The sequence below is a fragment of the Pseudoalteromonas sp. BSi20495 genome (assembly GCF_000241185.1).
In the GTDB taxonomy this organism is placed as follows: Bacteria; Pseudomonadota; Gammaproteobacteria; order Enterobacterales; family Alteromonadaceae; genus Pseudoalteromonas; species Pseudoalteromonas fuliginea.
In genome coordinates this window covers 47341-63272 of the sequence record NZ_BADY01000046.1, presented here as the reverse complement: position 1 = coordinate 63272, position 15932 = coordinate 47341, and the positions used below count along the sequence as shown (strand labels likewise).

13 protein-coding genes are annotated in these 15932 nt (G+C 38.1%); 8 read left to right on the top strand and 5 right to left on the bottom strand.

The window, feature by feature from the left end; translation table 11 throughout:
- Positions 1–97: 97 nt before the first annotated feature.
- Complete coding sequence (locus P20495_RS13665) at positions 98–796, bottom strand: NUDIX domain-containing protein (RefSeq protein WP_008135078.1); 699 nt, start codon at positions 794–796, stop codon at positions 98–100.
- A gap of 186 nt (positions 797–982) precedes the next feature.
- Here P20495_RS13665 and prs point away from each other — a divergent pair, with 186 nt between their 5' ends.
- The 3 genes from prs to P20495_RS22450 are packed head-to-tail and all read left to right on the top strand — an operon-like array spanning position 983 to position 3444.
- Positions 983–1837 carry a ribose-phosphate diphosphokinase gene (prs, locus tag P20495_RS13670; protein WP_008135076.1) on the top strand — a complete coding sequence of 285 codons (855 nt, stop codon included), beginning with the start codon at positions 983–985 and terminating at the stop codon, positions 1835–1837.
- Between the two features lie 10 nt (positions 1838–1847).
- Positions 1848–3242, top strand: a complete 1395-nt coding sequence (locus tag P20495_RS13675) for a nicotinate phosphoribosyltransferase (RefSeq protein ID WP_008135074.1) — start codon at positions 1848–1850, stop codon at positions 3240–3242.
- Positions 3220–3444, top strand: coding sequence for a hypothetical protein (locus P20495_RS22450; RefSeq protein WP_008135072.1), 225 nt, complete (start codon positions 3220–3222; stop codon positions 3442–3444). The genes P20495_RS13675 and P20495_RS22450 overlap by 23 nt, the downstream gene beginning before the upstream one ends.
- A gap of 334 nt (positions 3445–3778) precedes the next feature.
- Here P20495_RS22450 and P20495_RS13680 read toward each other — a convergent pair whose 3' ends face one another.
- The 4 genes from P20495_RS13680 to P20495_RS13695 form a co-directional block, all read right to left on the bottom strand.
- On the bottom strand, positions 3779–4252 hold the full coding sequence (locus P20495_RS13680) for a VOC family protein (protein WP_002958065.1): 474 nt from the start codon (positions 4250–4252) through the stop codon (positions 3779–3781).
- A gap of 100 nt (positions 4253–4352) precedes the next feature.
- A complete protein-coding gene (locus tag P20495_RS13685; RefSeq protein ID WP_008135069.1) occupies positions 4353–4823 on the bottom strand; it encodes a GFA family protein in 471 nt (156 codons plus the stop codon).
- A gap of 102 nt (positions 4824–4925) precedes the next feature.
- The gene (locus tag P20495_RS13690) at positions 4926–6998 is read right to left on the bottom strand and encodes a catalase (protein WP_008135068.1); all 2073 of its coding nucleotides are present in this window, start codon (positions 6996–6998) and stop codon (positions 4926–4928) included.
- 247 nt (positions 6999–7245) lie between these two features.
- On the bottom strand, positions 7246–8079 hold the full coding sequence (locus tag P20495_RS13695) for a mechanosensitive ion channel family protein (protein WP_007376939.1): 834 nt from the start codon (positions 8077–8079) through the stop codon (positions 7246–7248).
- 380 nt (positions 8080–8459) lie between these two features.
- Here P20495_RS13695 and P20495_RS13700 point away from each other — a divergent pair, with 380 nt between their 5' ends.
- The 5 genes from P20495_RS13700 to P20495_RS13720 all read left to right on the top strand — a co-directional run bounded on the left by P20495_RS13700 (position 8460) and on the right by P20495_RS13720 (position 15879).
- Positions 8460–8846 (top strand): hypothetical protein, encoded by a 387-nt coding sequence (locus P20495_RS13700; RefSeq protein ID WP_008135064.1) that lies wholly within the window; start codon positions 8460–8462, stop codon positions 8844–8846.
- A 330-nt stretch (positions 8847–9176) separates the two neighbouring features.
- Positions 9177–11045, top strand: a complete 1869-nt coding sequence (gene gss / locus P20495_RS13705) for a bifunctional glutathionylspermidine amidase/synthase (protein WP_007376941.1) — start codon at positions 9177–9179, stop codon at positions 11043–11045.
- A gap of 135 nt (positions 11046–11180) precedes the next feature.
- Complete coding sequence (locus P20495_RS13710; protein ID WP_008135062.1) at positions 11181–11549, top strand: DUF2237 family protein; 369 nt, start codon at positions 11181–11183, stop codon at positions 11547–11549.
- A 243-nt stretch (positions 11550–11792) separates the two neighbouring features.
- Positions 11793–12317 (top strand): DNA starvation/stationary phase protection protein Dps, encoded by a 525-nt coding sequence (dps, locus tag P20495_RS13715; protein WP_007376944.1) that lies wholly within the window; start codon positions 11793–11795, stop codon positions 12315–12317.
- Positions 12318–12939: 622 nt separating this feature from the next.
- Positions 12940–15879 carry a TonB-dependent receptor gene (locus tag P20495_RS13720; protein WP_008135058.1) on the top strand — a complete coding sequence of 980 codons (2940 nt, stop codon included), beginning with the start codon at positions 12940–12942 and terminating at the stop codon, positions 15877–15879.
- Positions 15880–15932: the final 53 nt, after the last annotated feature.

Sequence of the window (15932 nt, the reverse complement as noted above, 5' to 3'; positions counted from 1 at the left end):
AATTAAAAAGGTTCAACTATTAATAGCTGAGCCTTTTTTAATTGGTAACTGTATCGCCTTTTACCACAACACACCAATCAACCATTTAATTTACTTATTAAACACTTAAATTACGTTCAAAATTTACAATATCAACGCCGGCTTTTACTTTATATAACTGCGCTAAGCGCCCGCCAGATTTAACTTTTTCATCCAGTGTTTCAAACATGTCAGCAGCCTCAATACGTCTAATTATACTTTTACGCTGAACAGGTTTACCTATAATGGTTTCAATTACTGACTTAAATTGCCCTACGGTAAAACGTTCTGGCAAACAATAAACAGGTGCCATTGAATACAATGCTTTTTGCTTTAAACGCTCTTTAGCTTGCTCAATAATATGCTTATGATCAAAAGCCATAGGTAAATCGCTAACTTGTTCAACATCAATCCACTTTGCATCATCAACTGTTTCTATGTGGGTTGATACTTGCGCCTCTGCAATTAAAGCAAAATAAACTAAAGTGACACTAAACCCTCTCGGATCACGATTAATGCCTGAGTATGTTTGTAACTGCTCTAAATATTGAGGCGCTACACTGGTTTTTTCTTTAAGTTTTCTAAGCGCAGTCATACTCACGCTATCGTCAATATCTACGTCGACAAACCCACCTGGTAGTCCCCATCGACCAGAAAAAGGTTCGTTCGCTCGCTTAACCATCAGTACTTTTAGAGCGTCATTCTTAACAGTAAATAACACACTGTCGACAGTAAATAATGGGTTTTTGTATTCGGTAATATCGTAATGATTAGTCATTGCATACCCATGCAAGATTAATGTCTTAGTGACACAATAAATTAAACACACCTCAATTTCAACCTACAGTAAAATTACAGACAATACACAAGTTCAGCTAGTTAGTTTAAAAAATAACTTGATTACTATAGGAACATTTGATAATTTAATTGTGTCGCTAGGACACAAACATTAAAAGGACAAAAAATGAAAGTATTTAGCTATGACTCAACAGGAAGTAAATCGTTAGTTGATTATGAAAATTTCACTTTTTCTGGTGGTGAAGAGCATATCAGATTTAACGCCGCTAATTTTTCAGGCTCTATAAAAATAGAGATTTTTGAACGACTAACCACCTCTTCAAAAATGGTTAGATTAATGATTGCTGTAGATGCGTTAAAAAGATTAACAAATGACAGAACGCCTATCGAACTTGTTATTCCCTACTTTCCTTATGCACGCCAAGACCGTGTTTGCGTTGAAGGAGAAGCTTTAGGCGCTGCTGTTATGGCTAACTTTATTAATAGCTTAAATTTTTCAAAGGTTACTATTTGGGATGCCCATAGCGATGTATCCCCAGCTTTAATTAATAAGGTAACCAATGTTGAACAAATTTCGTTACTTGAGCGCTCTGAAGAACTAAGCCAAAGACTCTTGCAAGGCGAATTAACACTCATCTCTCCAGATGCGGGAGCAAGTAAAAAAACCATTAAAATTTCAGAAAAGTTCAATGGCGTACCTGAGGTTATACAAGCTCAAAAAGTGAGGAACTTAAAAACAGGCGAAATAATTAAAACCGAAATTATTGGCGATGTTAAAGGTAAAAGCGTGCTTATTGCCGATGATATTTGTGACGGCGGCAGAACCTTTATCGAACTTGCCAAGGTACTAAAAAGTAATGGCGCGGTTGAAATTTCTCTTTTTATTACTCACGGTATTTTTTCAAAGGGGCTTGATGTTTTTGAGGGCCTGATAGACCGTATTTATACAACAGATTCGTTTAAACCGGCTAATGACTTTAAAAATAGTAACACCATTAGTTTACAAATAATTGAGATGTAAGGAAAACACCATGACTATTACAGCTGCAAGTATGCAAAAAGATGTTTATAAAGAATTCCATAGCCGCGCTTATCATCCTGACGTAAGTGAGGTTTATGCAAACTTCACATCAAGAAGCGGAAAACTTAGCAATATAGAAAATAACGATAAAGTTGCGTTTGTTGGCCTTCAATACTTTATTAAAAGTTATCTTTTAGAAGAATGGAGTGAGTTTTTTAAAGCTGATAAAGCAACCGCAGTTGCTAATCACAAACGTATTATGAGCTCAATGCTTGGCTATACAGTTGATGTAAAGTATTTAGAAGACTTACACGATTTAGGTTACTTGCCATTAAAAATTAAAGCATTACCGGAAGGAACGCTAGTCCCTTATTTAGTACCTCCTATGACGATAGTAAATACTAAAGCTGGCTTTCAATGGTTAACAAATATGATTGAAACAGTATTGAGCTGTGAAAACTGGCCAATACAAACCAGTACTACAACTTCTGTTGCATATTTAAAAGTATTCAAAGAATTTGCACAAAAAACAGGAATGCCTATGGAATTTGTGCCGTTTCAAGGGCATGACTTTAGCTTTAGAGGTATGTTTGGCAAACACGCTGCGGCAATGAGTGGCTTTGGCCATCTAGCATCAGGGCTGGTAGGCACAGATACCATTCCCGCTGTTTTATTTGCAGAAAAATATTACGGAGCAAATGTAGATAACGAGCTAGTTGGCTGCTCTGTTGATGCAACTGAACACTCGGTTACCTGCTCATGGATTATGGAAGGTGAAATAGAGTTTTTTAAGTACTTAATGAAAGAGCAATCACCAAAAGGGATTTTAAGTGTTGTATCTGACACATGGGATTTTTGGACACTTGTTACTGACTACTTGCCTCAGTTAAAAAGCGAAATAATGGCGCGCGATGGCACCCTAGTTATACGCCCTGACTCAGGCGACCCTGTTAAAGTATTAACGGGCTACAAAGTTTCACCGGTATCTGATTACAAAGAGTTATTTGAAACACAAAAAGAGGCTGAAAAAGAGGCTATTCTAAATGGCTTTGAGGCATATCGCTTTAACGGTCAATATTATGGACTTGAAGATAACAACACCATTGAACTGATGGAATGTGAAGTTAAAGGACTTATAGAATGCCTATGGGATATATTTGGCGGTACAACAACATCAAAAGGTTATAAACTGCTTGATGATCATATTGGCGCTATTTACGGCGACGCAATAACACTAATCCGTCAGCGCCAAATTTTACAACGCCTCATGGATAAAGGGTTTGCATCAAAAGTAGTGCTTGGTATTGGTTCTTACAGCTACCAATACGTAACACGTGATACGCATGGCTCTGCTGTAAAAGCAACTAGCGTAGTTAAAGCTGGTGAACGTTTGGCTATTTTTTAAAGACCCAAAAACTGACTCAAAGAAAAAGTCGGCAAAAGGGCTCTTAAAAATAGACAGAGTAAATAACGAGCTCACCTTATTTGATGATGTAACTGAACAAGAAGAGGCAAAAGGGTTATTAGAAGTCGTATTTGAAGACGGTAAAATAGTTAAAGAAACCACCCTTAGTGAAATAAGAAACTTAATAGATAAACAAATTTAGGGCTTATTCGTATTAAGTTTATGCCTTGAAAATTTATTACGGACCCACTAATTTAAAAGCCGCTGTAGTAATACTACGGCTTTTTAATTTGTAATCGATACAAGATCATCAGACCGTGCTGGCCTTTGAAGATTGAAAATCATTCAATCTAACGACAATTTAATTGCCCTTTAGCATAGTCTTTCGGGCACTGCATGTTTGAACTTTATAAGTTGTTATCGCAAGTTTGTGAAAAGTAACTAAACAACTAACTCCAGTATGACCTACTACAATTTACCTTTTTAACACCAACGCGCTTCCGTAAACTTAACCTCGAAAGGTTAACACTCGCTAGTTATGCGTCTTGCTCTTGATTTGTTATATTCCCGATTCGATTATTTAACTCTTCGTCACTAACATCTTCTTTGTGTGTACCAATGATCCATATATGACCAAATGGGTCTTGTAGCGTGCCGGTCCTATCACCATAAAACTGATCATGTACGGGTCTTATTTCTGTTGCACCAAGCTCAATTGCTTTTTTAAATACGGTATCAACATCTTCAACATAAAGCATAAGGCTTAGCGCTGTACCACCGAGTTCTTTTGGGGTTTTTAAATGCTCTTCAGAACCATTATCTGAAAGCATAATATGCGAATCACCAATTATTATTTCTGCATGGGCTATTCCACCATCAGGTAAAGGCATCTGCATTACATGTTCAGCATTAAATGCATCACAATAAAAATCTATCGCTTTTTGTGCGTCATTCATAATTAAATAAGGTGTAACTGAATGAAACCCTTTTGGTATTGCTGAGACTGCCATAATATTCTCCTTTACTTACGCGGTGATTTTTAATATTTAATTAACTAAATATGCGTTTAATTGCCCCTAAATTTAAGCTTAGCTCATACAAAAAATTGCGTTACTTTTCGAGGTTTAAACGCTTATGCCAAGCAGCAATACTTTCATCAGGGTATTCTTCAAACTGCTTGTCACCTTTATTAATGGGCGCATTTACCCAATTTGCTTTACTACCAAGCATTAAATGAGTGCGCTCTGGCGGTATGGGTAACTCACTATCTATTGCACCTGCAAAGGGGTGAACTTGCTCAGGCCAACGTGCATCGTATAACCACAAGTTAGCACTACAATGCTTACAAAAATGACGCTCTGCAGGGCTGATTTTATCGCCTATTTTTGCATGATAAATAGTTATGTGTTCACGCCCTGTAACCTCAAGCGTGCTGTATTGCGCGTCCAAGTTAATAACAAACCCGCCGCTCCCTGCGGTTTTACGGCATATAGAGCAGTAACATAAATTGTAAGGATAAGGGTGTTTTGAGTTGACCGTAAATACCACTTTGCCACAGTGACAAGCGCCATTAAGCTTCATAATATATCCAATTTTATTGTTGGCTTGAACTAATACCTTAACTAGGTGAGCTAAAAAAAACCACAACAATTACATGCTGTGGTTTTTTAATTATTGAGCTTACTAACGTTTCCAATATCTTAAATTACGTAATGTATTTATAAATTTATCGCCTGAATGTACCTCTAAATCTATCCAACCATCATCTGCTTTTCCATCAAGGCCTGCCGCTTTAAATAAAGGCTTAGCCTCATTTGTAAAGCCTATAAATTTCATATGTGCGTACGCATCACTTACAAAGTCTTTAGCTTCTGCAATGGCAGCTAGTTTTTCAGCTCCATCTTCGGTGGTGAGTACAAGTACCGCATCGTATAAAACCGATGGACCACCATTAATAACCTGATCAGCTTTAAAGTGCTTACCTTTACTGCATTTAGCACCGCCAACTTGTGGGGCAATAATTTCAAAGTTTGCACCTTCACTTTTAAGTGCATTGGTAACCGATTCAAAAATTTCTGCATTAAAGCCATCACTTACTAAAATACCTAATTTACGGCCTTTAAAGGTATTAGGCGCATTTTTCAAAATACTTAACGCATCTGATACAGGTAAGTCTTTACGTGTTGGCATAGCAGCTTCAGCTGGGTCTGGCATTTCTTGCAAGCCAAGTCCTTCGGCAACTTTATTTGCGAGGGTTTCGTCAATATTTAACAAGTGCGATACCAAACGTTCTCGTATTGGTAAATGCTCAACTTTAGACAGCTCAAACACGTACGCAGATTGAATATGCGCCTGCTCTACCTCTGTTTGACTTAAATAAAATTGACGAGCTTGACTGTAATGATCGCTGAATGTTTCTGAGCGATAACGTAGTTTATCACCGCCACTTACTTCAGGTTCATTTGAGCTTTTAAAGCCATGTACTGGGCATTCGCGTGGGTTGTTTTCGCCTGCGCTCCATGAGTTTGGCTCATAATTAACACGCCCTTTTGGATTGTGCATTGCCATGTGGCCATCTTGCTGAAAATGACGCATTGGACATTTAGGCGCATTGACCGGAATATGCGTAAAGTTAGGACCACCTAAACGCTTGGTTTGAGTATCTAAGTATGAAAAGTTACGACCTTGCAGTAGCGGGTCAGGTGTAAAGTCGAGCCCCGGTACAATGTTCTGAGTACAAAATGCTACTTGCTCTGTTTCTGCAAAAAAGTTGTCTACAACACGGTCAAGCACCATACGGCCAACAATTTGCACTGGTAATTGCTCTTCAGGTATAAGCTTGGTGGCATCAAAAACATCAAATTCAAATTCATCAGCAAATTGCTGATCAAACACCTGTACACCTAGCTCCCATTCAGGAAAGTCGCCGTTACCAATTGATTCCCACATGTCGCGACGGTGAAAATCAGGGTCTGCGCCATTTAGTTTAAGCGCCTCGTTCCACACAACTGACTGCATACCGCCTTTTGGTTTCCAATGAAACTTAACGTATTTTTCATCTCCTTTGGCATTAATAAACTTAAATGTATGAACGCCAAAACCTTCCATAAATCGCAATGAACGCGGAATAGCCCTATCAGACATCGCCCACATAACCATGTGCATTGACTCAGGCGACAAGCTTACAAAATCCCAAAAGTTATCGTGTGCGGTTTGCGCTTGAGGAAAACCTCGGTCGGGCTCTGCTTTAGCTGAATGAACTAAGTCTGGAAATTTCATCGCATCTTGAATAAAAAACACCGGTATATTGTTACCGACTAAATCCCAATTACCTTCTTGAGTATAAAATTTAACGGCAAAACCACGTACATCGCGTGCTAAATCCGGAGAGCCCTTGTTACCAGCAACAGTAGAAAAGCGCGTAAACACAGGTGTTTTTTCACCTTTGCGTTTAAAAATATCAGCACAGGTTAAATCTTCAAGCGTGTCGTAAGTTTCAAAGTACCCATGTGCCCCGTAACCACGAGCATGTACTACTCGCTCAGGAATACGCTCGTGGTCAAAATGAAAAAGCTTTTCGCGCAGTACCTGATCTTCCATTAAGCCAGGACCGCGTTTGCCTGCTTTTAACGAGTTTTGATCGTCGCTCACAGGGCAGCCTTGCGCTGTGGTCATTGTTGGGTAGCCATCAGATGCACTTTGGCGCAGCTCGCCGCCATTGCCTTTCTTACCTGCGTATTTAAATGATTCAGCCATGTCTAATCCTTCATTACAATTTAAGTGATTGGGGTCGTTTTTTAAAGTTTGCTTAACAGCAAAAACAACTGAGCTAAATGCAAAATAAAGACCAAACAGTAAGAGCAATAAAAGCGCGGGATACAGAGTGAAAATGATGCTTTAAGTGGTATTAAAAATAGAAAAACTTACAGAGCCCTGTAAGTTTTTCAAGATCAAAAAAAGGGCACTTTAAAGTGCCCTTGCGTTTAAATCGTTATAAATTTAGTTAATCTTTACTTTCGTTAACTAAAATTACTTTACGATGAGGGAAAGGTATTTCGATGTTGTTTTCATCTAGTGCTTTTTTAATTAACTCTGGCACAGTGTAAAGAATATCGAAGTAATGCTCACCCTTACAAAAAGGTCTTACTAAAAAGTCTACTGAACTGTTGTTAAGTGTTTCTACTTCAACAAAAGGCGCTGGATCTTTTAGTATGTGTGGGTGCGCTGCAAGTACGGCATCAATAACTTTACGTACAGCCGTTGTATCTTCACCGTATGCAACACCAAAATGCATATCAACACCACGAATTGGATGATGTGAATGGTTAATAATTTGCGCGCCCCAAATTTGACTATTTGGAATAATAACCTGTTGGTTATCGAACGTTTGTAAAATAGTAGTAAACATATCTACTTCTGTTACTTTACCAAAGCGCCCTGCAGCCTCAATAAAGTCATTCACTTTATAAGGTCTAAAAACAAGTAACATAACGCCTGCTGCAAGGTTCGACATTGCACCTTGTAACGCCAAGCCTATAGCAAGTCCCGCAGCACCGAGTAAAGCAATAATAGAGGCTGTTTGTACACCAAAGCGATTTAACACAGCAATAATAACGAACGCTAATATGATGTAGCGAGCCATGCTGCCTAAAAAGCGAAAAAGCGTATCATCAAGATGAGTATATTTATGGCATAAGCCAATAATTAAATTGCGTACCTTGCCTGCTAACCATAAGCCTACAAGTAAAATTGCAATTGCCAGTAATATGTTGGTTGCCCACGTAACTGCAGCGGGTAAATATTGATTAACATCTATTTGATTTATTATATCTTCCATTTCATTTCCTGTTTATAAAATCATTAAATTACTGTATCCCATACCAAGCACAGTACTTTAACAAAAAATCAACAAACATACGAATATAGGAGTAAGTTAAAGCAGATTGAAAAATATAGATTCAATAGATATACACAACCAAAGTAAGCCTTTAATGCATAATCTCACTAGCTTTCCCCCTCACCGTTATTTTAAGTAAGTAACATAATATTCTTAACTGATTAAATTCTCGACCAATCTATAACTCTGGTTAGGGTTCGATCAAGTGCCTTTATTTTAAATTATTACTGGCACTCACCTATAAATTTACCGATAATCTCACCTAAGCGCATATATTGGCGACACAACGCAATTGGATGAAATTAAAACAAAGGATTATTATGAAAAAGTACTCAATTTTACTTACAGCGGCAGCTCTTACTGTACTTGCTGGTTGTTCAACATCTGTCGCAGTAAGAGACTTCGAACAAAACCCTATTCCGCAAACATCAACAATTACCAACAATGAAGCTGACGTAGCAAAAGGTATTCTAAAAGCATGTATTCAGCTTGGTTGGAAGTGCACACCTATGAGTGAAGGTAAAATAAAAGGTGTGCTGGATATTCGCACACACCAATTAACAGTCGATATTACATATGATAAAACAGCATACTCAATCAACTATAAAAACTCTATTAACTTAAACTACAATGGCAAAAAAATTCACCGCCAGTATGTTAATTGGGTGTCAAACCTTATACGCCATATAGATGCTGAAATGATTTAGTAACGTGTAACCTGCTTAACAAATTATAAAAAGCACTAACTATGAATAATAAAAGTGGAGAAGCTACCTATAGCTTCTCCATTTTTTAGTTGAGATTTAAACAGTAATTATTACGTCAAAAACATTACTAATTTTCAACCAACTACAAGTTCAAATAAGCACCAAATCTAATGCTATTAATAAAGGTTCTCCCCCGCATTTTCACTCTTTAATGAATGAGTAATTTTTTACTCATTTTCCTTCGTAAAAACATATTTTATATCTTGCTATAACGCAGTTTCGCTCATATAGTCAGCAAATTATTACACCTTATTTTGAACACCTTTGTTTATGAAATCTTCTGCTCCTGCTAGTGATTTTGGTACCTTATTAGGTTATGCATCTGGTAATGTTGCTGTGTATTCATCTGATTATGATACGGCTGATGAAAGCATTTATCCTAATCGTAGCGCCTATCGTAGTTACCTAGACGGTATTTACATGGGCTATAAATGGCAATGCGTTGAGTTTGCCCGTAGATGGATGTATCTCAACCATGGTTATATTTTTGATGACATAGCCATGGCTTACGATATTTTTGAGCTGCGTTCAGTGCGCGATGTAAATAGCCAAAATAGACTGCCACTAAACGCGTTTAAAAATGGTGCTAAACATCACCCTCAAGTAGGCAGTTTACTGATATGGGAAGAAGGCGGCGAGTTTGAAGAAACAGGCCATGTTGCTGTTGTTGTTGAAGTGCATGAAGATAAAATACGCCTTGCTGAGCAAAATGTAGGACATCAAATATGGCCAACAAATCAAAACTGGTGCCGAGAACTAAAAGCAAAAGTAACTAAAGATGGCGACTATTGGATTGAGTGCTCTTACAGCGACGCCACTATTTTAGGTTGGATGACACAAACTGATGAAACAGAATATGCTGAGTCAACGCCTGAGCTAAACACTGACTTATTTACTATAGAAGCCCATAAAGCAGCAGATACAGGGCAAGCAAATAAGTCATGGTTAAATATTGCGAATGACGATGAAGCTGCCTACGTAGAAATGATGCAAGGTCATAAACTTACATCAGTAGATGAGGATCAGCATAATTACTTTGCAATATCTCAAACGGCGCAGCAAAGCATTGAGCATGCAACAAATGAGCTGCATGGCTTATTTATGCATGCAACCGATTATGTACTGCAGCACCCTGAGTTATTAAAAAAGTTTAATTTACCCGATGTTGTGCTTAATAAAATTCGCCAATCGTGGGATAACCGCTTAAACCAATTAATTACCAGCCGGTTTGACTTTGCCTTAACAGCAGCAGGTTTAAAAGTTTACGAATACAATTGCGATTCGGCATCGTGTTATATGGAAAGCGGCAAAGTTCAGGGCAAGTGGGCAAAACACTTTGGTGTTAAAGCAGGTGTAGATGCAGGTCAAAACTTATTTAAAGACCTCGTAAAAGCATGGCGTAAAAGTGAAGTGAAAGGTCTTGTTCATATTTTACAAGACGATGAACCAGAAGAGCATTACCACGCATTATTTATGAAAGAAGCTATTGAAGCCGCGGGCTTTGAGTGTAAGTTAGTAATTGGCTTAAGCACACTTCGCTGGAATGAGTCAGGCAACATAGTAGATGCTGATGGCGCACAACTTAGTTACGTATGGAAAACCTGGTCGTGGGAAACCGCACTTGATCAAATTCGTGAAGAATGCGAAGCCGAGCAATCATTAGGTGATAACTTTGAACCACAATTCAAAGCTGGTGAAACGCCGCGCTTAGTCGATGTATTACTGCGTAAAAATGTCATGGTGTTTGAACCGCTGTGGACATTAATTCCAAGTAACAAGGCTATTTTACCAATACTGTGGAGCTTATTCCCTAATCATAAGTATTTACTTAATACCGCGTTTGGGCTTAACGACGAGTTATTACAAACCGGTTATGTAGTTAAACCAATAGTAGGACGCTGTGGCGCTAATATTCAACTTGTTGATGAACAGCAGCAAGTTATAGAAAAAACAATGGGGCACTTTGCCGAGCAAGACCAAATATACCAACAACTATTTGCACTGCCCAAAGTAGATGACTACTTTGTACAAATATGTAGTTTTACAGCCGCCGGAAAATACTCTGGTGGTGGCGTACGTGTTGATAAAAGCATGATCATAAACGGCCATAGCGATTGTATGGCGCTGCGTATTAAATAATAAACAATACTAAGCCCGCAATTTGCTGCGGGCTTAAGTTTGTGTAGCCCTTCCCTCTTTTAAGTTTTATAGCTATCTCAAGCGAGTTACTCCTGATAGAGTAAATTTATTAAACACCACAAATTAAGGTATTTCATGGCGAATCAATTTAATGTACTCGGCACACGCTTAAAACTATGTTGCGGTAATGGTGGCTACACACGTGAAAGGTTTTGTTATGTACCAGAATCAGATCTTGGCAATCACAGTGTGTGTGCAATTATGACTGATGAGTTTTTACAATTTTCAAAATCACAAGGTAACGATTTAATAACCCCGAACCCTCTTTACGATTTCGAAGGTTTAAAAGCCGGTGATAAATGGTGCTTGTGTGCAGTAAGATGGCTTCATGCTATTTCAGCAAACGTTGCGCCACCGGTGGTACTTGAAGCCACAAATAAAAAATCATTAGAAATAGTGCCGCTCGATGTTTTGAAAGCGCACGAATATATAGCCAACGTTTAAATACACCTAAGAGTAACTAAATCGAAGTCTGCATATTTTACAAATATATGCAGGCTTTTCAAAAATCCAATCTCCTCTTCAGCCTTAAAAACCTTAAAAACCTTAAATTAAAATATAACCATTTGTTTTTAAATTACTTTTCAAACAAATCAACTTACGGCATAGCAGTTGCTTTATTAAGCTTAAGTCACGCTCATCACGCAACATATATATGAGCAACACATTAGTTAAGTAGGAGAAATTATGAGTAACAATAACGAATCAAACAAAACAACTAAATTTACCGCGCCAGGTATGAGTGACGAATCAGCTCAAAAAACAATAGCTACCCTCGATAACCGCATGGTTGCATTGATAGACTTACAACTAACTTTAAAACATATTCATTGGAATGTAGTGGGACCAAACTTTATTGGCGTACACGAAATGATAGACCCACAGGTAGACATTGTGCGCGAAATGACAGACACCATCGCTGAGCGAATTGCGACTCTTGGTGGAGTACCAGTGGGCACTCCAAAATCAATTGTAGATCGCCGAACATGGAGCGAATACTCAATTGGTAAAGGGCTAGTGACCGAGCATTTAGCTGCACTTGATAAAGTATATAACGGCGTTAATGCCGATCACCGCAAAGCAATTGAGACTCTTTCTGAATTAGATCCTGTGTCTGAAGATATGATCACCAGCCAACTGGCTGATCTAGAACAATTTCAGTGGTTTATTCGAGCCCACTTAGAATCATCTACAGGCGAACTAAAAAGCTAATATATTTAAGCTAAGAAAGCCCAGCATTTATATGCTGGGCTTTTTTTTTGCGTAAAAATCACTCTATTTATAATTACATATAGACGTGTATCAGTAAGCTCTAATACAAAATCCATATAAAAACAATAGAAAATTGGTATTACCAAAAAAATAACCAAAATAAAATTTAATGATTTTATACTCCTCATTATTTCGCAAGTTTATAAGCCGTACTCAACCTTTAATGAACACCTCATTATTTTAACATCACTTAAAAAACAAACTAAATACATATAAAAGTGCCGCTAAAAGTTCAAAAAAAACGCTAAAAATGATATTAAATAGTACAAAAAATATAAAAAATGCCCCTGGTAAACATACTTTAATAAAACTCACTCAAAATATAAAAAACAAAAGTAAACCATAAGCCGTTAAATTTATTAAATATAAAAAAATAAATGAACACTTTGTAATACATTTTGTGAATTTTTGGTAAACAAAGGTTGTAATAAAAGCTGAATTGGACTAATTTCAACCATACCACCTGTATGACACAGCACAGGTAAAAGCAGTTAAATTGGTTAACCAAACCAAGTAACAACACACACAATGACGTTAAGTCGTACCCAAACGGGAGAGATACATGAAACTCAATCAAATTACTTCAACATTAACTAATAAACATAAAAGAAGTAGCTCTACAACGATCAGTGCCGCAGCCCTTTTATTAATGGCTTCTTCTAATATTGCAGCGCAAGAGGCTCCAACTGCTTCAGAAACCGCATCTGATGATATTGAAGTTATTGAAGTAAAAGGCATGCTAGGTAGCATGAAAGCTGCGGCAATTCTTAAACGTACTGATGGGCGTATTGTTGATGCTATTGTTGCTGAAGATATAGGTAAATTACCAGACAATAACATTGCAGAAGCACTGCAACGTATTACTGGCGTATCTATTAATACCGACTTTGGTGTGGGTGACAGTGTTTCTATTCGTGGCTTACCTCAAAACCGTGTTGAATTAAATGGCCGCTCTACAATTGGTGACTCTCGTGACGGTATTAGTTTGCAAGATTACCCATCAAGCTTCTTAAAAACAGTAGAAGTAGTTAAATCGCCTACTGCCAATATGATTGAAGGTGCATTAGGCGGAACAGTGAGTTTAAAGACAGTTCGCCCACTAGAGCTGGATAAGCTAACCGCCGCAATCTCTCTTGATGGCGAATACGCTGATAAAACAGAGAATATTGCACCTATTTTTAGCGGCTCAATTGGTAACAATTGGGACTTTGACGAAATGGGTACTTTTGGTGCCATTGCTATGTTTTCATATCAAGATCGTGAAATTCGTCAAGATGAAACATCTAGCCGAGTTAAACCTCAAGATATCGAAATTAACGGTCAAGAAGGTAATACACCTAGTGGTAATGCCATTGTTAGAGATGAGCACAGTGTTGAACAATACGTAGAAAAACGTGAACGTACTGCTGTAAATTTATCTCTTCAGTGGGCACCAACATCTGGTAACGGCATGGTGTACCTTGATTTAAGCGGTACTAAGCGCTCTGGCGAGCAAGCTGGTAATTCTATTTTAGGTGTCGTTGGCTCATTATCAACAGATGCAAACACAACTCAAGGTGCTAACGGCGTAAACAACTACACGCTAACAAACGAATTTGGTATCCCAAAAACATACAGTGACTTTCGTGAAACCGACTCGTTTTCAAATGCACTTGGTGCAGAGTGGAACCTTACTGACAGCATAAAAATCTCTGGTGAAATTGCGGTAGCATCATCAGAAAGCGTAAGGCCTGATTCTGAATTTACACTTCGTCCAATCGAAAAGTCGACCTTTGAAGCTAGCGGTGGGGTTGATTTAGTAAATCATTTATATGATGGTGCATTTTCGCAAAACGGTAATAAATTACCAAGCATCATTCATTCAGATCCAAATGCATTTACCGACCCACAAAACTTAGCATTACGTACTTTTAAAAGTGAAGATAAAAGAACAAACAATGATGAAACAGCGGTTCGTTTTGATATTGAAATGTTCGAACCTCTCAGCAGCTTAAGTTGGGTATCTAAAGTAAAAGCAGGTGTACGTGTTACTAACCGTGATTACGAATACGAACAATACAAAGTAGAAATTAAAGACATTTATAAAAATGCATTTAATGACTCAGATGGTTCATTAGCTACTTTATGGGTTGATGATTTCAATGCTGCATTTCCTGATAGCTTTACTACCGTTAGCCACGACAACTCTTTTGACCAACTAGGACACTCGGGGCAAAATGACCTACTAACCTTTTTAAGCTATAACGGTTTATCTAACCCAGCAAATACTTATGCTCAACTTCAACAATTGCTTGTAGGCACTAACCTAGCTTCAACGGGCAGCCTTTCAGACAACCAAAAGTTTCAAGATAGCGCATACCGCAATGTGGTTGAAGATACAGCCGCAGTGTATGTATCTGCATATTTAGATTTTGATGATATCACCGCTATTGTAGGTGGTCGTTATGTAACTACAGATCTTGAATCAAGCGTGTTCCTTAATGGCGAAAAAGTAACTGGCGAAAACGACTACAGTGACTTTTTACCAAGCTTAAACGTTACTTATAACTACTCAGATGAAACACTATTTCGTTTTGCTGCAGCAAAAGTTATGCGCCGCGCTGACTTTAGCGAGCTAAGCCCTGCGTTTGACGTTAACAACGACATTACGGGTGCAACGCAAGGCTCTATTGATTTAGAACCATACCGTGCAACACAATACGACTTATCTGTAGAGCATTACTTTGATGAAGGTAACGTAATTTCTTTCGCAGTATTTTATAAAGATGTTGAATCTTTCTTAAGCAACGAAAGTAGTTGTGTCGCTTCATCAAGCACTACTGCAGGTCAAAACGTGACTCAGTGGAACCAAGTATGTCAACTTGATGCAGCTGGTGTATCTCAAGACAATTTAGTTTACTCTGATGCAACTGACTTTCCAGTAGATGCTGACGGCTTTAACCATGTTGCAGGCTTACGCGACGCAGGACTAACGGGTATCGATACTGTTAAAAATGTAAATGGTGAAAACGGTTCAGTTCAAGGTTTTGAAGTGGGCTACCAGCAGTTCTTTACAAGCCTACCAGGTGCATTTTCTGGCTTAGGCATCAATGCAAACTACACATATGCAGATAGTGAGCAACCAAATGGCAATCCGTTATTAGATATCTCTAAAAACACTTACAACCTACAAGTATTTTGGGAGTACGAAGGGTTCTCTACTCGTATCGCTTATAACTATCGTGACAGTTTCTTGGATACTGAAAACGAAAAACGTGTAGAAAATATTAACTCTGACGGCAGTATTTCAGCAGAAGGTACTGTTTACGGTAATAACTACCGTGACGACAGAGGCCAGTTAGACTTCTCTGCAAGTTGGGACATTAACGAAAACATTACGCTTGTTGGTAATGCAACGAACTTAACAGGTGAACCTTCAATCTATCTATCTGAACTAGGTGGTGCTTGGAAGTACACTGAAGCGGATCGTCGTTACAGCTTTGGTATTCGCGCAAAATTTTAATATCCCCCTAAAGTTTAGCCTGCTCCTTATTTTTATGAGCAGGCACTTTTTAA